Origin of the sequence: Sphingobium lactosutens DS20, from assembly GCF_000445105.1 — a bacterium.
GTDB classification, from domain to species: Bacteria; Pseudomonadota; Alphaproteobacteria; order Sphingomonadales; family Sphingomonadaceae; genus Sphingobium; species Sphingobium lactosutens.
The window spans coordinates 1-18,994 of sequence record NZ_ATDP01000102.1 but is presented as its reverse complement, the minus strand read 5'-3'; the positions used below and the strand labels follow the sequence as shown (position 1 = coordinate 18,994).

Here is an 18,994-nt window from a genome sequence, read left to right as displayed (position 1 = left end):
GCCAGCATTTCGATGCAGGTGCGGCAATATGCCGGTCAGCCCGGCGAACCGATCGGCGAGCATGTCGATGTGCCCTTTACCGATGCCGCGCATGAAAGCGAGCCTGGCCTTCGCACGTTGCGCGTGGAGCCAGCCCTGTCGCGCGCGACGCTGGAAGCGATGCCGACCGGGCTCAATGCGCCCGAAGTCGGGGAAGCGGACCGGCATTTCCACGAAATCAAGCTGACCTATGCGGACGGGGCGCAAGACACGCTCTGGACCGGCGCCTTCTTCCTTGAGCCCGGAGTGGACGACACATGAATTTGCAGACGCCTATCAGGGACCGCGCGCGCGGTCTGCGCGGTCCTGGCCTGACCAGCGAGCAGGAAGCGCAGGTGGAAGAAGCGATCGCGGCCGGCGAGGCCATTCCCAATATTCGGCCGACGTCGGGCGAGCAGCTGCCGTTCACTTCCGCGCTCAATGGCGCGAACGGTGGGGCCGTGGCGATCGTCGAAGGCGGGCGGGTCGTCGGTTTCACCATCCCCGCAGGGCAGACGGGCGCGGGCTCCTTCACGCTGCCGCGCACCTTCTTCACTAAGGAAGAGGCGCAGCGCCTGAAGGGTTGCACCATCCGCTTTCCCGTCGTGATGGAAGCCAGTGTCGGCTTCCGGGCGGCGACGCCATTTGGCGGCAACGCCGTGCGGGCCGATCGCGACACTGGCTTTATCGACCTGAACGAAGGATCGGCGCTGGCGGCGGAGCAAGCCGAGGGCAGCACGGTCCTGACCCGCGATTATCTCTATGTGATGCAGGGCGACGAAATTTGGGTCGGGCCGACGCTGCAGATCGCGCCCAATGCGCCGACCAGCGCCGTGCGCTATTTCAAGGTGACGTCCTGCGTTTATGAAGTCGTCGCCACGCCGGCGTCTACCGCCACCACGGGTGCGGATGCGGTACTGGACAATCGCTTCGCGGCGACGGCGCCCAAGGTCGATGTGTTCCGGTCGATCGAGCCCGCGCTGAAGATGAATGGCGGCGCGCAGGTCCTGCTGGACGCGGCGGGCCGCGACATGGGCGCGACCGTGGAGATCGGCGCCACGGGCGCGGGCACCATCCTCCAATGGAAACTACCACTGACCGGCGCATTGCGCGAAGCAATGCAGGGCGGGCAGCCCGAACTGGAGCTGGTGTTCGAGACGAGTCCGGGATGGGACCGGGCCCATGCCATCAACATGCAGGCCGGCAAGTTCGACCTGACCTGGGTCGATTTCTTGACCGCCAACCGGCGCGATTATCAAACGATCGACCTGGCGACCGGTCAACGCACCAAGCGGGTGATGGGCTTTTCCTTCCTGGCGCCCGACGACCTGTCGGAATTTTCGGACCTGCGCGCCTATATCGCCCTTACTGACGCGACGCCGGCGACGGTTGCTGAGCGTATCCGCCTGACCGGCTATTCGATCAAGATGTTCCGAACGCGCGGCAATGGCGAATTGCCGGTGCCGCGCACGCTGATGCTGGCCGGCGAGGTGTCGCGCGCATCGGCCGTCGAACAGGCGCTGGCCACCGTCTATGGCACGGGCAAGCGGGTCGGGGCGCAGCTGCCCGTGTCGGACTATGGCAGCATTGCAGAAGCGCTGAAGGCGGCGACCGCGCTGGCGGGGCCCGGCGCGATCGCGATGGTCGAACTGGACGAAGGGACCTATTTCGAACACAGCTTGGGCAAGATCACCAACGGCACCGATGGGGTGCTGCCCGGCCAGGATGGCGCGTTCATCGGCCTTCGCGGCAAGGGCATGGGGCGCACGCGGATCGACGGGTCGCTGCCCGCCAACACGCCGATCGACGAGATCCGCGCGACCAGCACGATCGACTTTAACGCGAACCAGTATCTGGAAGGCGTGACCCTGATCGCCGAGGGCGAGCGCTATGGCGGCCATGTCGACAATGCCAATTACAAGAAAAATACCTGCCTGATCTGGCGACATGTCGAGGTGGAGCATCGCGGCAATGACGCGGCCGACGCCTATCATGGCACGACGGTCTGGCCATCGCAGCACCCGATCGCGATCGGCACCACGTCAGGGTCCTTCTACGGCTATTACGAATGCCGGCTGAAGGGTCGTCGTGCCGCCTTTTCCGCGCATGACCAGCGCAATTTCGAGCAGCCGTCGACGGTCGAATGGGTCGGCGGCCCCCTGACGGCCGTCGATACGACAGGCTGGAGCTATCGCCTCGAATCGATCGGGTCGATGGTCATGAACCGCGCGCTGCTGGCGCATGCGTCGCTGGGCGGGGAAATCAGCATGGCGGCGCAGCCATGGCTGCCCGATGAACCGGAAAATCAGCCGGCGGATCATCGCTGCTGGGAACTGACGGGCTATGGAAACAGCCCCGCCGCGTTCCGGATCCAAGATTTCGGCCGTGCGCTGCGGATCACGTCAGCGACGACCGGCCCGGGATCGAAGGTGGCCGTTTCCAACGCCGCAACGCCGATCCTGTTCGGCAAGACCGGAACGGAGGGCGTCACCCAGGTCGATGGCGATGTCGGCCTTTCGGGCTACGCCTATGGCTATATCGACATTTCCGACGCCAGCACCAAGGCGGACATCACCGCATTGAAGGCGAAGCTGGGCAACCGCACCGCTTCGCCGATCACGCTGACGGTGCATGTCGATGCGCTGGCGCCGATCGATATCGTCCTCAACAAAAATTATCTGGCGATGACCAATGCCGAAATCATCGCCGACATGAACGCGGCGCTGGGCGGCGTCGCCATCGTCTCTGAATATGCGGTTGGCGAACGCTATCGCCCCTTCTTTAGCGACGAAGAGCGGCAGCTGAAGAACAGCAGCGGCACGACGATCCTGATGGGCATGGCGCTGGCCGTCGACAGCGATGGCGCGGGCACGGTGCGGCCGATGACCGCGACCGACCTGCCCACCGCGTTCGCCGGCGTTGCTTGGGAGGATATTCGCCCCGGCGCGCATGGCCGGGTCAAAACGGATGGGTGGTTGCCCACGGCCGACCTGCTGCGTTCGGATGGCGGCAGCCCGAACCTTGGTACCACATTCGCGATCGACCCTGCCAAGCCTGGCTATGTCCTGTCCAACAACGTCAGTGGGTCGGGCATCCTGCCGGTCGTTCGTGGTTCGCTGGGCGCGGGACTGTGGACGGTCGCGGTTCGCACGCAGATTGATGGGCAGGATGTCGTCGATCAGGCGGCCGATCTGGTACAGGCAGCCTATGACACGATCGGCGCGCTGGGCGATCCCGACAATATTGAGGCGATTGGGCGGATACCAAGTGAAGGCGCGAATGTTATCCCCATCGACGGCAACGGCCTTTCACTCTCTCCCAGTGCCATTCTCACAGGTGCGCAGGCGGTCCTGCCGATCCATTTCAGATCGAGCAATATCTACCGCACCAAGCGGGCGCTGATTGCCGCGCATATTGCTGGTGATTCGCTGATTGATGACGGCCCGCGGCTGACATCTGCGATATTCGATGCGCTCAGGAAGGGGCGCGACTTAATCGTCACCGAGCCTATCTGGTGCAACACTGGCGCTGTTGTTACCGCCGAGGGCACGTTGTTAAAAATCATCGGCATGGGCGAGGGCAGCATTATCGGCGGTCCTGGTGTTGTAGGTCCTATCGTCAAAGCGTCAAACATTGCGGATGTCGGAGAGACCTTCGCCCGCTCAATCGACGCCATCGTTAACAATATCAAGTTTGACGCTCGCTTCGTACCAGGTGGCAACCTTACCAGCGCCGACTGTCTCAATCTTAATGGTTTCCGACTCACCCACATCGACCAGTGCGACTTCTATGCGGCGGACCATTTTTATGGCAGCGACAAGGGAGATGCGGGTGCGGGCCTTCGTGGCCACCGCGTGGTTGTTTCGCGCTCCAATTTCTGGGGATTTCTGGACGCTGGGCTCTACTTAACCGCGAACCCGGATGGCTCGCTGGATAACACCAGCGCGCTCTTCCTTGGCAATAACTATTATGGGTGTCGCGGTGGTTGGGCTGCAAAACGGGCCTTTGAATATATCCGGTCGGTAGGCGACTATTTCGATAACTGCTTCAATGCTTTCTCAACCGCGCCGGCGTCATCCTCCAACCCGGTGACCGGCTTCACCAACGCGGCGCGCAAAGTCTCGGTCAAGGGCGCGCAGATCGACAATCCGATTTCGTCGGCCATCGACCTCCGCCGCGCTTATGATAGCCATGTCGATGCGGTCATATCCGGGACGATTGGCCGCTACCCTGACGGCACGTCGCCAGCAGAGGTCAATATCGTCAAGCTGCTGGGCACAAGCCGCTCGCGGATAGATTTCGTAATCGACAACGAAGATCCGAGCATCGTTGCAACGACGACCGCCGTGCGGATCGAGCGGACGGTCAACGAAGACACTGGCCAGGATGAAGGCGCGACGGACAATGTGATCACCGGTACCGTCAGGCGGGTGAATACCGGCCTGATCGAGGGCGAACTATGTGATCGCAACGAAATCAGCCTCAAGATGATCGACGTGCCCAATCAAGGGACAACGACGGGGCCGCTTACCCGGTACGAGTTTAGTCGGGGCGGCGTCCCTTACGACCGCGCCCGCTATCGCCGCGCCCCGCGCAAACTGTTCGATTATTTTCATGCGACGGCCAACGACACCGCCTGGACCGACGAGGATAGCTGGCTGGCGGCCGAAATCTATGAGAGCGACGATGCAAGCGGGGCGACTGGCGAGCGTGTAAGGGTGGGCGTGCGGGCCACCGGTCCGAGCGGATCATCGTTTGCACGGTCGGTTAAAATCGACGATGAAATCATCTTCGATATCAGGGCCGATCAGGTTAAATGCTTCAAACCGCTCGTCGTGCCTGTCGTCGCCTCTGCAGCGGCGGTCACGCCCGGCGTCAATGCGACTGCCGTCTTTGTCGAGGGCGGGCTTCTCAAACTCAAGGATAGCAGTGGCACCACCACTGCCGTCCCGCTTTCAAGCGCTTCTAACATTTTTACGGCCACGCAGATTGTCAGCAATCCTACCGGTCCTTCGATCTTCGCGGCTGATTCAGTAGGCGGCCGGGAGGCGTCATTTAACTTGCGGGCTGGCGGCTTCGAACGCTGGAAGCTCTTCAAAAACAACACGGCAGAAACGGGCAGCAACGCCGGATCAGATTTCCAGATCACGTCCTATAATGACGCTGGCAGCCTGATCCGCACCAACCTGTTCATCACCAGGGAGAATGGTGATTTCTTCGTTGGCGGACGCGTGATGCCAAGCACTGACAATGTGTTTTCGCTAGGCCGCCCGTCTAATCGTTGGTCCACCATCTACGCTACCACCGGCGCGATCCAGACGTGCGACGAACGGGAAAAGCACTGGCTGGGCACAATGAGCGACGCCGAAATGCGCGCAGGCCGGCGCATCCTCAAAGAGCTGGGCCATTTCCAGTGGCTCGATTCCATCGCGGAAAAGGGCGAGGATGCCGCGCGCATCCATTTCGGCCCGCGTGCCCAGCGTGTCTTCGCGATCCTGGCGGACGAAGGGCTGGACTGGAAACGCTACGCCTGGTGCTGCCATGACAACTGGGAGGCGCTGCCCGAGCTGAACGAGCCGGAAATGGCCTTTGTCGAGCGCGAACGCCCGGTCATCGTCTATGAACAGACCGGCGTCGATGACGAAGGCGAGCCGATCTATCGCCAGGTCGAAGTGATGGAGCCCTATCTCGCCGAAGAACCAACCGGCGCGATCAACATCATCCGCCCCGCTCGCGCCGCCGGCGAACGCTTCGGCATCCGCGCCGACCAGCTGGCGCTGTTCCTCATCGCAATCAACGACGCGCGGCTGGAGGCGCTGGAGGCGCACTCCAGCTGAGGCGGCGCCGATTCGTTCGCCAGCCATTCCAAGAGGGAAATTATGTCTCCTGAATTCATCACCGCCTTCGGCCAGTTCGGGCCGCTGGGCCTCATGATCGCGTATCTGGTCTGGCGCGAGAAGACCGTTGCCGACCAGCGCACGCAGATCGACGAGAAGCGAGTCGAGGCGGACAAGGTGCTGGCGTCGGCGCTGACGGCCCTGACCGTCACCGTCCAGGACCTCAAGAGCCAGATTAAATGAGCGGCGCGGTTCCCATGGCGCTGGCCGATCGACACCGCGCGGCCGAGGCGCTGCTGGCGATCTGCGCCCCCAAAATTCCCGCACCCGTAAAAGCCCGGCCGGGACAGAAGAAAAGGAAAAAGCCATGACCATCGACGATCTGGTCGACGAGGCGATCGGCCGTGAAGGCGGCTTTGTCGATGATCCGCACGACGCCGGCGGCGCGACCCGTTGGGGCGTGACCGAGCGGGTCGCGCGGGCGAACGGCTTTGCCGGCGACATGCGCCTACTGCCCCGCGAGACGGCTGCGCGGATCTATCGCACTGTCTATTATGTCGCGCCCGGGTTCGACCGCATCGGCGCGATCAGCATGCCGCTTGCCGAGCTATTGTTCGACACCGGAATCAACATGGGACCGGAGACGGCGGGGACATTCCTTCAACGCGCGCTCAATCTGCTGAACGCGGGCGCCAGCCTCTATCCCGACCTCAAGGTCGACGGGGCGTGCGGCCCGAAAACCCGTGCCGCCTTGGAAAGCTATTTCCAGCGCCGGGGCAAAACCGGGGAGGGGCTTAGCGTCCTGCTCTGGACGGTGCATGGTTTCCGCACCGCGCGCTACGAAGCGATCAGCGTGTCGAGGCCGGCGAATGAACGCTTCGCCTATGGCTGGATCGCGCGCCAGGTGCGCATGGGAATTGCGGCATGAAGATCCCGGTCGGAAAGATCGTGGGCTGGATTGGCCGCACGCTGCTGGGTGCACTGATCAGCGAGGCGGCCGATCGGCTGTCACGATCGCAGCCAGGTGACGATCGGCGCGACCAGCGCGGCGAGGGTAAGCCCCGCGATCAGGACCGCCTCGATCGCCAGAAGCGCCCGCTTTAGTGGGGTATCGCGTGGGGTATCGTCAGGTCGGAGCATGGCCGGACTACAGCGGAAATCTGCGCCTTTGCGGAGATGCATGACGGAGGGGTTGTCCGTTTATCGACCACTTTGATCCTGCCCCTGTGACTCCTCGATCTCGCGGATACGTTGAGCAATTTGCCGTTTCACAGTTGTACTGTAAGCGCGATTCGACAGTTCCTGGAGACGTTCAATGGCCAATTGCTTCTGGCCGGACCGTTGAGCGTGATCTGCCAATACGGCTATTTCATCGGTGGAATATTGGTTGGTTACGTTTGGAACAGCACCAAGAACAATAAATAAGCCTGTGGCACAGAACGCTAGCGCACTACCTAATGAAGCGGACATTGCGACATTCCGCCGATCAACGTCAGGCAAAAAGATAGCGGTGAAGGCGAACACTGCCGCTAACCCGGCAAGACCGAATAGGAGTGCGAATTGTCGATCGATGTTTCCCGTTATCTGGTATTGTGCGCCTAGCGCAGCACTGGCAACGATGCCCAGAAACAAGCCAATCGACATAAGGAAGATCGCCTTCCGAACTTCGCGATGTTCGGGAAACGCATCTGCCAGTTGCAGTACGATGCCTACAACCGCGATCACGAACCCGATGACGGTTAAATCCACCTAATTGTCTCCCCCTTAGATATCTACGTCCTTCCAGACCGACGCGACGGACGCAAGATCGCCGTTTCTTCCGAAATAAAAACGAGGTGCGTACATGCCTCTCTCCAACGCCGCGGTGAAAGCCGCGCGGCCGCAGTCGCGCGCCTACAAGATATTCGATGAGCGAGGGCTGTTCCTGTTCGTCGCGCCGACGGGCCTGCGCAGCTGGCGGCTCCGGTACCGGGTGCAGGGGCGCGAGAAGCTGCTGTGCCTGGGCCAGTGGCCCGACGTGCAGCTGGTCGATGCCCGTGACAAGGCCGAGGAGGCGCGCGGACTGGTCGCGCAGGGCGTCGATCCGTCCGTGCAAATGCGCTCGGCCGCCGCCTTGCAAATCCGCACGTTCGAATCCGTGGCGCGCGAATGGCATGCGGTGCAGCGCGATCGCTGGACGGATCGGCATGCGGCCGACGTCATCGCGTCGCTGGAGGGCAACGTGTTTTCAGATATCGGTCCGCTGCCGATCGGCGCGATCACGTCGCCGGCGATCCTGCAGCTGCTGCGCGACGTGGAGGCACGCGGGTCGATCGAGACCGCGCGGCGGATCCGCCAGCGCATTTCCGCCGTGTTCGCCTTCGCCATCGCCGAGGGCCTGGCTGAACAGGATCCCGCCGCCTTCGTCGCGCGGGCGCTGCGACCAGCACCGATCGCGCGGCGGCAGCCGGCGCTGACTGACCTTGACGAGGCGCGCGCATTGCTCGCCGCATGCGAACGCGCAGGGGGACCGCCAATCATCCGGCTGGCGTCGCGATTCCTGGCGCTGACGGCGGTGCGCATCGGCGCGTTGCTGGGCGCGCAAGGGCACGAATTCGAGGGGCTGGACGGCGACGAACCGCTCTGGCGCATTCCGGCCGCGCGGATGAAGCTGAAGAAAGCGCGCAAGGCCGACAGCGCCAATGACCATATCGTGCCGCTCAGCCGACATGCAGTCGCAGTACTGAAAGCGATCGGCGAGAATGGGTATGATACCCTATCTTCGCGTGTGTTCCCCATTCACCCGGCGGCGATCGGCGCGCTCTACAAGCGCGCGGGCTATGCCGGCCGCCATGTCCCGCACGGCTGGCGCGCCTGCTTTTCCACGATCATGAACGAACGATTCCCGCTGGAGCGCGCCGCGATCGACCTGGCGCTGGCGCATGCTCCCAAGGGGGCTAGCGAAAGCGAGGCGGCCTATAATCGCGCGCAGCTGCTCGACCAGCGCCGCGCACTCTTCGCCCGGTGGGGGGAGATGCTGATCACATGATTTAATGTGTTTCCTGCCGCCCTCGCGCTGACGAGCGCCGGGAGCGGGGGTCAACGGGCGGCAACCCGATGAACCGACGAGAATGAGCTCGCCACGACACAGCTGGCCGACTGGCCGCCCCGCACCCGCGCATACGGGCGCTGGGTTTGTGGAGAGCCTCCATGCACTCGTCAAATGATTCTGCCTGCGTTTCAATGAAATGCGCGTCATGCCGCGCACTGCTCTTCAAGTCCGAGCCCGGCGCGATCGCCGGCGTCATCGAGATCAAGTGCCGCCGCTGCGGCACGTTCAATTGCCTGAGGCCTGCGAGCCCGAACCCGACCGCCAATCGAGCGGCCGCCTGAAGGCTTACCCATGTCTCTGAACCCCGTTACCCCCGTTTCCCCCGCCGCCGGCTATCTGGGCGGCAAGCGCAACCTCGCCAAGCGCGTCTGCGCCATCCTCCAGTCCGTCGATCATGACGGCTATGCCGAGCCGTTCGTCGGCATGGGCGGCATTTTCTTTCGACGCGCGCGTCGGCCGCGCGTGGAGGTCATCAACGATATCTCGGGCGATGTCACGACGCTGTTTCGCGTGGTGCGTCGCCATTATCAGGCACTGGTCGACGAGCTCGACTGGCTGCCGGCAAGCCGCGACGACTTCATGCGGATGCGCGCGATCGACCCCGCCTGTCTGACCGACATCGAACGCGCAGCGCGCTTTCTCTATCTTCAGCGCCTGGCATTCGGCGGCAAGATCGTGGGCCGTGTTTTCGGCGTCGATAAAGCGTCGCCGGCGCGCTTCAATCTTTCCAGGCTGCGCTCGACCCTGGCAGCGATCCGAGACCGGCTGCAGCCGGTCGTCATCGAGCAACTGCCCTATGCCGACTTCATCCGGCGCTATGACAGGCCGGGCATGCTCTTCTATCTCGATCCGCCTTACTGGAATTGCGAAGGCGATTATGGCGCGGACGTCTTCGATCGCGGCGATTTTGAGCGGCTTGCCGAGCAGTTGCGCGGGATCCGCGGCAAATTCCTTCTCTCGATCAACGACACGCCGGAAACCCGCGCGATCTTCGCAACTTTCTCCATGAAGGAGGTGGGTGTCACCTACACCATATCGGCAGCAGCAACCGGAAATGGCCTGAGGGCTGGAGAGCTACTCATCGCCAATTTCGCGCTCGACAGCGCGGCCGGGTGCAGCGCGCCGGGCTGACGCGCCATCGTCACCTCTTGGCGCCCCTGGGAAGCCAAGCGGGGAGACAAGTGTCTCCCCGTCCCCGGGCGCGATAGGCTACCGGGGGTGCAAATTCTGCGTGTGTGGGGGCGTCTTGATATGGCCGACTAGGCCATTCCTTATCCTCTTAAACCCCTGTGAGGGTAAACATCATGATTTCCAAACTCGCGCCTCTCCCGCGGCTTCGACACGTTTGAGAGCCGCTTCCAGGGCAGGGTCGGTTGTCGCGGGGGCGCTGGCGGCGCCTGGAGCGCTCTGTGGCGCAGGGCGGGCAGAAGCCGGGGTCTGGGCCGCCCGTCGGCGGCGCGCCTCCCTGAGGTTCAGGAAGCGCGCACGGACCGCCTTACCTGCATCGCCCAGCGCGCGGCCGAGCCGGCCGATATCGAAGTGGTAGGCGTTGGTCGCCTGCTGGCGCTGCGGTCCCGCCTCGCCGACATGGGTCGTCTTCTCGCTCCGCCGTACCCAGTCGAGGAAACCATGCTCACGCAGGCGCTTAAGCGCATCGACCACGGCGTTCTTCGACAGGGCCGTCTTTTTCATGAGGGCGGTGATTGCCGGATCGAGCTGGCCCGTCCGGAAGTCCAGGAAGTTTCGCAGCAGCACTTCCAGCACCCGGATGCCGTTCGCCATCAATGGGCTCCGCTCGCCCTTCTTTTTGTGGATGACGTCATATTCCTTTGCCAGGCGCAGGTAATCGTCCGCCCAAGCCAAGCCGCCGGCGATCGTGCCATCGGCGATCGGCCGAAAGACATCGGCCTGTTTGCTGTCGACATCGAAGCTGTGACGCCAGACGGGATCGTTACCTCTGCGTCGGCCGCCGAGTTTGCCGCCCGCATCCTTGATCAGCTTGCGTGCCTGGCGCGCGATCGCGCGTGCTTCGGAAGCGGCGCTCATGCGCGCGCCTCCCGGCGCGTCAGCGCCTGGGCAAGGTCAACAGCGCCGCCGGGGCAGGAAGTCCGTCGAGCAGCAGGTCGGCCCATTCCTGCGCGATCTCGCGCCGGCGCGGCATATAGGCGGCGCGGTTGTAGATCGGCTCGGTGCCTTCCTGCATATGGGCAAGCATGATGTCGATCACGACGCGGTCGCCGGGCCGATCGCCCACCATGGCGCGCTCGTTCATGATCGTCGAAAAGCTCGATCGCCATCCGTGCGGCACATGCCGCCCCTGATAGCCCGAATCCCGATACAGTTTCGACACCGTCGAATCGCTGATCGGCCGACGCATCGACCGCGCGCTGGGGAAGGCGTAGGTGCCGTGCCCGGTCATGACGCGCAGCGTCTTCAGCACGTCCATCGCCTGTCGCGAAAGCGGCACGACATGATCGTAGGTGTCCTGCTGCTTGCGCTCCAGCGACAGCTTCATCCGTTCGGCCGGAATGACCCACAGCGGATCCTCGGCATCGTCGTCGGGGAGTTCCGCCCACGGCAGCAGCTGCACCACGCCCGGGCGCATCGCCGTCAATGCGATGAAGCGCGACGCCAGCTTCGAGATAGGATGGGCTGGTAAAGCCTCCACCGTCAGCAACATCCTGCGAAGATCCGCGATCTTCGTCAGGGCAGGCCAGTGCTTGCGCACCAGAGGCCGCAACGCCTTGCGCACGTCGGCCGGGTTCTTCACGTCGTAGCCGAGCGCCTCGGCGTGCGCGAATATCTCCTCGATGCGCTGGCGATGCCGCTTGGCCGTTTCGATCGCGCCGCGCTGTTCGATCGCTTTCAGCCGCTGGACGACCATCGGCTTCGTGATCTCGACGATCGGCAGCGATCCGAAATGCGGGTAGAAATCCCGCGCGAGCGCCTCCTCGACATTCTTCGCGTGCTTGCCATTCCAGCGCGGGCGCTGCTCGTCCAGCCAGCTGGTGGCGATCACCTTGAAGGTGGCCTGCGCCTGGATCAGCCGCGCGGCCGCACGCTGCTTTTTCACCACTGCCGGGTCGCTCCCGGCCGCGATAAGCTTGCGCGCCTCGTCGCGCGCCGCGCGCGCTTCCTGCAGGGACATTTCGGGGTAGGATCCAAGCACCAGGCGCTTCTTCACCTGGGCGAACCAGTAGCCCATCCGCCACGAGCGATGACCCGTCGGCGTGACGTACAGAAACAGCCCCAAAGTGTCCGAAAGCCTGTATGCTGCGCCCGTCGCAGACGCCTTCCTGCAAGCCGTATCTGTCAGCACCCCGCGATGACCCCGAAATTGTGATCCGGTGCCCCGCAGGTGAACCCGCAAAGGCTGCGCTTTGATGCCATCGATTGCGACAAGTTGCGACCCCTGATTTCCGCAAGGGCGCGGAAATCAGCGGCTTTTGCGCCGCCATGCCGCACCATGCGACATTGAACTGGCGGACAGGGTGGGATTCGAACCCACGGTGGGCGTAAACCCACGGCGGTTTTCAAGTTTGGGACACTCGGCCCGGCAGTAACCCGTAGCAGCACGCAGAAGCCCGTAAATCCCTGTTGAATCAGATACTTAACCTCCTTGCGCGCTCGTAGCTGCACGTCGTAGCACAATGCTGCGTGCTAGAAATGTGCTAGAAGGAGGTCATATGGTGAAGCTCACCAAGGCATTTATCGACAAGGTCCAAGCGCCAGAAAAGGGTTATCAGATCCATTGGGACGAGGCGGTGAAGGGCTATGGGTTGCGGGTCGCTCCGCCAGCCGAACCGGGCAAGCCGCCGCGCCGGGTGTTCATCGTCATGGGACGGGTTGCGGGTAAGTCGATCCAGTTCACCATCGGCGCATATGGCACCTACACCGAGGACGCCGCGCGCAAGCGGGCGCAGAAGCTGTTGCAGGACATGCGCGAGGGGATCGATCAACGCGATGCCAAGAAGCACGACGCCGCCGTAGCAGTGACACTCCGCGACGTGGCGGATGCTTACAAGGATCGACCGGGCAAGTTAAAGGCTTCCAGCGCGGACGTGATCGAGCGCCACGTCACCACCACGTTTGAAACGTGGCTGTCCAAGCCCATCGCATCGATCACCGAGGACGATGTTCGCAGGCGGTATCGCGAGATGCTGACGAAGGGCCTGCGCGGCAAGGCAGGGGCACCGGGCCAAGCAAATCAGGGATTTGCGGTGCTTCGCGCCCTGATTAACTTCGCCAGTCGCCGCTATCGGCGTTCGGACGGCTCGCCTGTCATCACGCATAATCCGGTTGGTGCGCTCAAGGACGACTGGATACAATTGAAGCCGCGCACCAGCCGCGTGCCTGATTCCAAGGTTGGCGCTGTGTGGAACGCGCTGGAACAGTGGCGCGGCGAGACGCACAATCGGGAAACGCTCGCTGCCATCGACCTATCGATGTTCCTGTTGCTGACCGGATGCCGTTTGAAAGAAGCTGCCTCCCTCACATGGGATCGCGTTAATTTGGAGGAAGGCTGGTTCCATCTGCCCGACCCGAAGAACCGGAATCCAGTGTGGCTCCCGTTGTCATCGCAGGCGGTCGCGCTGCTGGAAGCACGGGCGCGGGCACGGGCACGGGTTGAGGATAATCCGCATGTGTTCGCATCGTGGAGCCGGGCAGGGCATATCATTGACCCGCGCGACACCCGCCGGAAGATCAGCGAGGTTGCCGGGACGAAGATCACGAACCACGATCTCCGCCGGACTTACATCACCATCGGCGTTGCCAACTGCGCCGTGGACTTCACAAAGATCGAGTTGTTGACCAATCATATCCCGAACGGCTCGGTCACGGCCAAGCACTACCTCGAAACCTCGCGCCTCCAATATCTCAAGCCGGAAACCCAGCGCATTGCGGACTGGATTGTGCAACAAGCGGCACAGGCGAATGGCGCGAACGTGGTTCCCATGCCGCAGCGCGCGTGACGCATGGCTGGGACCGCTACAGCCGGGGTTACAGCCCCGATCGCAGCGCGTCGCCGGGGGTAGGCGGCGGGGTCCCGATCGCGCCCACAAGGCCTGCTATAAGGTGTCCGAATCGCGACCTAAGCACCTGCTTACCAAGCGAAAATAAGAGCTTGCGCGACTGGCTGCCGGTAGCATACGGTTTTCACCGTCACTTGCGGGTGACAGCGCCGCACTGGGGCGTGCCCACGAGGAAAATTCCAGAGACGCCGCCGGACATGCGGGAGGGTGAAAGTCCCTCTTAGTTCCCCGGACACCCCCGAAGCCGACTGGGGCAGGTGACGACACAAAACTCGGAGGCATGACGGACCTGCCATTGGCAGGATGCGCCGGAGTTGCGTGTATGTCTGACCTGTCTTTCGAGCAGCTTTGCGAGCTGTTCAATTATACGCCCAAAGGGCGTCCCCTCGATCCCAAGGAATGCGCCAAGCTTATCGGCGTGTCGGTCGATACGCTCGAAGGCTACCGAGGGCGCGGCATTCCCCTTTCGCCATTTCGCTCCCCCCGGAACCCGGATCGTCCGGTATGCGGAACGCGACGTGCTGGCATGGCTGGCGACCGGGGCGCGATACAGCACCAGCGAGCGGATCGCGTCCTGACCCATTTCTCACGAATAGCGGCAGGACCGGGTGCCCACCATGCCCTGCCGCCGGAGTACTACCGTGAACAGCAGCAGCGTAACAGAAAGCGGCAAAAGGTCGCAAACATCAACATGTTCGGACCTATTCGGGAAATTCGCGTCGCTTAAAAATTTGCCGGATGCAGGCGGCGTTGCCCGAAAATCCCATCCTACCCCCACCGGCAGGGAGGCGCGTCATGCCTGATTCGACCGCCGAGCGCTGGGCGCACATCCCATCTGAACTGCGCGAGCGCCCTCAATGGTGCATCAGTCCTGGTCTGGATGGAGATAAGGCACCTCGTTCACTTGATGGACGCCTCGCCAGCAGCACCAATCCATCTACCTGGAGCAGCTTCGACGCCGCCTGCGCTACGGCAGCGGAGCGCGGTTGGCATGTTGGGTTCATGCTGCATGAAACTGACCCGTTCGCCTGTATCGACCTTGATGTGAAAGACGGCACGCCTGACGCTTACCTTCAACGGCATCAACGCATTATTGCTGAGTCGGATAGCTACACGGAACTGTCCCGCTTTGGCTGAGGATGGCACGTCTTTGTCATCGGTGCCATTGGCAAAGGCAGGCGGCGCGACGCCGTGGAGGTGTATTCGCAGGAACGGTTTATCATCTGCACCGGCAATGTCGTGCATGACCGCCCTATCGCGGAGCGGCAGGCCATGCTCGCCAACATGGTGAACCAGATGGCACCAGCAGCGCCTCCCGAAGTTGAGCTTACCGGCGATGACAATGTCGATTGGTCTGGTGCGGCACAGGCAGCGGAAGATACCGGTGAATTGGGACGCCTGTTCCGCGGCGATTGGGAAGATCGATACGAATCTCAATCTGAGGCGGACCTTGCGCTCGTCAAGCTGCTCCTGCCCATCACGGAGTCGCCGCTAGAATGTTGGCGCACATTCCGCCTCTCGAAGCTGGGTGCGCGGGAAAAGGCGAACCGACCCTGTTGATTTCCACTGAGAAGTGACCCGGGTAGGGCGTAAATTTCCACTGAGAATTGACCCATGTTGAACTCGTCCCTGGCTTTGACAAGCGAGGGTATATGGAGTGTTGGACATGGCGTTATTGAGCGTTATCCGGCGCTGGCATTTTCGCGATCATCTACCGATCCGGGAGATAGCGCGGCGCACCGGACTATCACGCAACACGATCCGCAAATATTTGCGGTCCGAGACGATCGATCCGCGGTTCAAGGTGCCTGATCGACCAAGCAAACTGGACCCATTTGCTGAGCATCTGGCGGCCTGGCTGCGGCGCGATATGGGCCGATCGCGCAAGCAGAAGCGCACGATCAAGCAGTTTCACGCCGATTTGGTGAGCCTGGGTTATGAAGGATCCTACAACCGGGTTGCCGCTTTTGCTCGGGACTGGCGCGAAGATTATCGGCGCCAGCAACAGATTGGCGGGCGTGGGACATTCGTGCCCCTGTCGTTCGCGCCGGGGGAAGCTTTCCAGTTTGATTGGAGTGAGGACTGGGCAATCATCGCCGGGGTTCGGACCAAGCTGCAGGTCGCGCATTTCAAGCTCAGTTACAGCCGGGCATTCATCGTGCGCGCCTACCTGCTGCAAACCCATGAGATGCTGTTCGACGCCCATAATCACGCCTTCCGCGTGCTGGGCGGCGTGCCGCGCCGGGGTATCTATGACAATATGCGCACGGCCGTCGACAAGGTCGGGCGTGGCAAGGAACGCACCGTCAACGCACGCTTCCTGACGATGGTCAGCCACTATCTGTTCGAAGCTGAGTTCTGTAACCCGGCTGCGGGATGGGAAAAGGGGCAGGTCGAGAAGAATGTCCAGGATGCGCGGCACCGTCTGTGGCAACCCACGCCGCAGGTCGAAAGCCTTGATGCGCTGAACCTGTGGCTGGAGGAGCGCTGCAAGGCGTTATGGGAGGACATCCCTCACGGGATCGAACCCGGATCGGTTGCCAATGCCTGGGCCGATGAATCTGAGTGTCTGATGGTTGCGGGCAGGCCCTTCGATGGTTTTGTGGAATATCGCAAACGGGTATCGCCGACGTGCCTCATCCACTTTGAGCGCAATCGCTACAGCGTACCGGCCTCTTTCGCCAATCGCACTGTCAGCCTGCGCGTCTATCCTGATCGCTTCCAGGTCGTCGCCGAGGGGCAGCCAATCTGCGCACATCAGCGCATCATCAACCGCTCTCACGACGGTCCAGGTCATACGGTTTATGACTGGCGCCATTATCTGGCGGTCGTGCAGCGCAAGCCCGGCGCCCTGCGCAACGGTGCGCCCTTCCTTGAGCTACCCGATGCGTTCCAGCGTCTGCAGCGACATCTGTTGCGCAATCCCGGCGGCGACAGGGAAATGGTCGAAATACTGGCGCTGGTTCTTCATCATGATGAGCAACTGGTGCTGACGGCGGTCACCATGGCGCTGGAGGCTGGCGTTCCGACCAAGACCCATATCCTCAATCTGCTCTATAGGCTGGTCGACGGAAAACCGATCTCCACGCCGCCGGTGACGGCGCCCCAGGCGCTCAAGCTGGTCAGCGAACCGATGGCCAATGTCGAACGCTATGATGATCTGCGCAAGGAGAAGCGTCATGCGTCATGACCCTGCCAGCGGCGCCATCGTCGTCATGCTCCGCAGCCTCAAGATGCATGGCATGGCGCAGGCCGTCACCGATCTCATGGAACAGGGATCTCCAGCGTTCGAAGCCGCCATCCCGATCCTCTCCCAGTTACTCAAAGCCGAGACAGCAGAACGGGAGGTTCGGTCTGTGGCCTATCAGCTCAAGATCGCGCGCTTCCCTGTCTATCGCGATCTGGCCGGCTTCGACTTTACCAGTAGCGAGGTCAATGAAGCTCTGGTGCGTCAGTTGCATCGCTGCGACTTCATCGACATCGCCGACAATATCGTGCTGGTCGGCGGTCCTGGCACCGGCAAGAGCCATGTGGCAACGGCGCTGGGCATCCAGGCCATCGAACATCATCGAAAGCGCGTCCGCTTCTTCTCGACGGTCGAACTGGTCAATGCGCTCGAGCAGGAAAAAGCACAGGGCAAGGCCGGTCAGATCGCCAATCGCCTCCTGCACTCCGATCTCGTTATCCTGGATGAGCTTGGATATCTGCCGTTCAGTGCTTCAGGTGGCGCGCTGCTCTTCCTGATCTGCCCCCCGCTGAGTGGCCCAGAGACTATGATAGTCTGGACCGCGAAAGGGACATTGAATGCCGAGCAAGAAGCACAAGCCGGAAGAGATCATCGGCAAGCTGCGTGAAATTGAGATCGTGCTGGCGCAGGGGGCTTCGACCGCCGAAGCCTGCCGTCGGATCGGGGTCAGTGAGCAGACCTATTATCGCTGGCGCAAGGAATATGGCGGGCTGAAGACCGACCAGGCACGGCGGATGAAGGATCTGGAGAAGGAAAACCAACGGCTGCGCCGGGCGATCTCGGACCTGACGCTGGACAAGCTGATATTGCAGGAAGCTGCACGGGGAAACTTCTGAGCCCCGCGCGGCGACGGCGCTGCATCGATCATATACGACGGGATCTGCCAGTCCGGCTATCCGAGCGACGGATATGCCGGGTTCTAGGGCAGCATCGATCGACACAGCGTAAAGTGCCGCGTGGGGCGGATGACGAACAGGCGCTGACGGAGGACATCATCGCCTTGGCAAAGCAATATGGTCGTTACGGCTACCGCCGGGTCACGGCGTTGCTGTGCCATGCGGGGTGGACGGTGAACCATAAACGGGTCGAGCGGATATGGCGGCGCGAAGGGCTCAAGGTGCCGCAGCGCCAGCCCAAACGCGGGCGTCTATGGCTCAACGACGGATCATGCATCCGCCTGCGGCCTGAGTATCCTGGGCATGTGTGGGCCTATGACTTCGTCGAGGGGCGCACGCATGACGGCCGCAAGTTCCGCATCCTGACGATCATCGACGAGGCCAGCAGGGAATGTCTGGCGCTTATCGTTGCGCGACAGCTCAAACATGAGGATGTGCTGGCGGCCTTGGCGGACCTGTTCATCTCGCGCGGCCCGCCTGCACATATACGGTCAGATAATGGCGCCGAATTTATCGCCAATGCCGTCCAGCAATGGCTGCGGCAGATCGGCGTGAAGACGCTCTACATCGCGCCGGGATCGCCATGGGAGAATGGCTATAATGAAAGCTTCAATGGGTCGCTGCGCGACGAACTGCTCAATGGTGAAATCTTCTACAGCCTCGCCGAGGCCAGGGTGCTGATCGAAGCCTGGCGGCGGCATTACAACACCGTCCGCCCGCACAGCAGTCTTGGCTATCGGCCACCGGCACCAGAAACGGCGACACCGCCATATCGGCCTCCGGTTCCGCTTCGCTCCACCTCCGTCCGGATATGGCGGCGATGAGCTTAATGCACTAACAAACCAATCGGTCCACTCGGTGGGGGCAGATCA

Annotated in this window: 17 protein-coding genes and 2 pseudogenes; 16 read left to right on the top strand and 3 right to left on the bottom strand. The window is 62.3% G+C overall.

Going from position 1 to position 18,994, the window contains the following annotated elements; genetic code table 11:
• The 6 genes from RLDS_RS56350 to RLDS_RS47155 form a co-directional block, all read left to right on the top strand.
• Positions 1-300, top strand: a 300-nt coding sequence (locus RLDS_RS56350) for a hypothetical protein (protein ID WP_040603842.1), incomplete at its 5' end; no start/stop codon positions are given.
• Positions 297-5,855 carry a tail fiber domain-containing protein gene (locus RLDS_RS47170; protein WP_021227431.1) on the top strand — a complete coding sequence of 1,853 codons (5,559 nt, stop codon included), beginning with the start codon at positions 297-299 and terminating at the stop codon, positions 5,853-5,855. The genes RLDS_RS56350 and RLDS_RS47170, both read left to right, overlap by 4 nt.
• Before the next feature lie 42 nt (positions 5,856-5,897).
• Complete coding sequence (locus RLDS_RS47165) at positions 5,898-6,098, top strand: hypothetical protein (protein ID WP_021227430.1); 201 nt, start codon at positions 5,898-5,900, stop codon at positions 6,096-6,098.
• Entirely contained in the window at positions 6,095-6,226 is a 132-nt protein-coding gene (locus tag RLDS_RS57220) for a hypothetical protein (protein ID WP_021227429.1), read from the top strand. The genes RLDS_RS47165 and RLDS_RS57220 overlap by 4 nt, the downstream gene beginning before the upstream one ends.
• Complete coding sequence (locus RLDS_RS47160) at positions 6,223-6,783, top strand: glycoside hydrolase family 108 protein (protein ID WP_021227428.1); 561 nt, start codon at positions 6,223-6,225, stop codon at positions 6,781-6,783. Before RLDS_RS57220 ends, RLDS_RS47160 begins: the two co-directional genes overlap by 4 nt.
• Complete coding sequence (locus RLDS_RS47155; protein ID WP_021227427.1) at positions 6,780-6,959, top strand: hypothetical protein; 180 nt, start codon at positions 6,780-6,782, stop codon at positions 6,957-6,959. The genes RLDS_RS47160 and RLDS_RS47155 overlap by 4 nt, the downstream gene beginning before the upstream one ends.
• 96 nt (positions 6,960-7,055) lie before the next feature.
• On the opposite strand, the gene RLDS_RS47150 is transcribed toward RLDS_RS47155, so the two are convergent.
• Positions 7,056-7,604 (bottom strand): hypothetical protein, encoded by a 549-nt coding sequence (locus RLDS_RS47150; RefSeq protein ID WP_021227426.1) that lies wholly within the window; start codon positions 7,602-7,604, stop codon positions 7,056-7,058.
• A gap of 94 nt (positions 7,605-7,698) precedes the next feature.
• Between RLDS_RS47150 and RLDS_RS47145 the strand changes: the two genes are divergently transcribed.
• From RLDS_RS47145 to RLDS_RS47140, 3 genes are all read left to right on the top strand, one after another.
• Complete coding sequence (locus RLDS_RS47145; protein WP_021227425.1) at positions 7,699-8,883, top strand: tyrosine-type recombinase/integrase; 1,185 nt, start codon at positions 7,699-7,701, stop codon at positions 8,881-8,883.
• A gap of 161 nt (positions 8,884-9,044) precedes the next feature.
• Positions 9,045-9,227 (top strand): Com family DNA-binding transcriptional regulator, encoded by a 183-nt coding sequence (locus RLDS_RS57430; RefSeq protein WP_084514910.1) that lies wholly within the window; start codon positions 9,045-9,047, stop codon positions 9,225-9,227.
• A gap of 10 nt (positions 9,228-9,237) precedes the next feature.
• Entirely contained in the window at positions 9,238-10,077 is an 840-nt protein-coding gene (locus tag RLDS_RS47140) for a DNA adenine methylase (protein ID WP_021227423.1), read from the top strand.
• 171 nt (positions 10,078-10,248) lie between these two features.
• Here RLDS_RS47140 and RLDS_RS47135 read toward each other — a convergent pair whose 3' ends face one another.
• Both RLDS_RS47135 and RLDS_RS47130 read right to left on the bottom strand, forming a co-directional pair.
• On the bottom strand, positions 10,249-10,992 hold the full coding sequence (locus RLDS_RS47135) for a hypothetical protein (protein WP_021227422.1): 744 nt from the start codon (positions 10,990-10,992) through the stop codon (positions 10,249-10,251).
• Between the two features lie 19 nt (positions 10,993-11,011).
• Positions 11,012-12,265 carry a tyrosine-type recombinase/integrase gene (locus RLDS_RS47130; protein ID WP_021227421.1) on the bottom strand — a complete coding sequence of 418 codons (1,254 nt, stop codon included), beginning with the start codon at positions 12,263-12,265 and terminating at the stop codon, positions 11,012-11,014.
• A gap of 331 nt (positions 12,266-12,596) precedes the next feature.
• On the opposite strand from RLDS_RS47130, the gene RLDS_RS47125 reads away from it, so the two are divergent.
• From RLDS_RS47125 to RLDS_RS47100, 7 genes and pseudogenes are all read left to right on the top strand, one after another.
• Complete coding sequence (locus RLDS_RS47125) at positions 12,597-13,919, top strand: tyrosine-type recombinase/integrase (protein ID WP_330217105.1); 1,323 nt, start codon at positions 12,597-12,599, stop codon at positions 13,917-13,919.
• Between the two features lie 340 nt (positions 13,920-14,259).
• Complete coding sequence (locus RLDS_RS56085; RefSeq protein WP_152528100.1) at positions 14,260-14,706, top strand: hypothetical protein; 447 nt, start codon at positions 14,260-14,262, stop codon at positions 14,704-14,706.
• Between the two features lie 68 nt (positions 14,707-14,774).
• Entirely contained in the window at positions 14,775-15,116 is a 342-nt protein-coding gene (locus RLDS_RS56080; RefSeq protein WP_152528099.1) for a hypothetical protein, read from the top strand.
• 54 nt (positions 15,117-15,170) lie between these two features.
• Positions 15,171-15,539, top strand: coding sequence for a hypothetical protein (locus tag RLDS_RS54670; protein ID WP_021227419.1), 369 nt, complete (start codon positions 15,171-15,173; stop codon positions 15,537-15,539).
• Positions 15,540-15,645: 106 nt separating this feature from the next.
• Positions 15,646-17,169, top strand: coding sequence for an IS21 family transposase (gene istA, locus RLDS_RS47115; RefSeq protein WP_009823850.1), 1,524 nt, complete (start codon positions 15,646-15,648; stop codon positions 17,167-17,169).
• A pseudogene (locus tag RLDS_RS47110) lies at positions 17,159-17,767 on the top strand (ATP-binding protein); the annotation flags it as partial. The gene istA and the pseudogene RLDS_RS47110, both read left to right, overlap by 11 nt.
• A gap of 16 nt (positions 17,768-17,783) precedes the next feature.
• Positions 17,784-18,960 (top strand): annotated as a pseudogene (locus RLDS_RS47100) (IS3 family transposase).
• Positions 18,961-18,994: the final 34 nt, after the last annotated feature.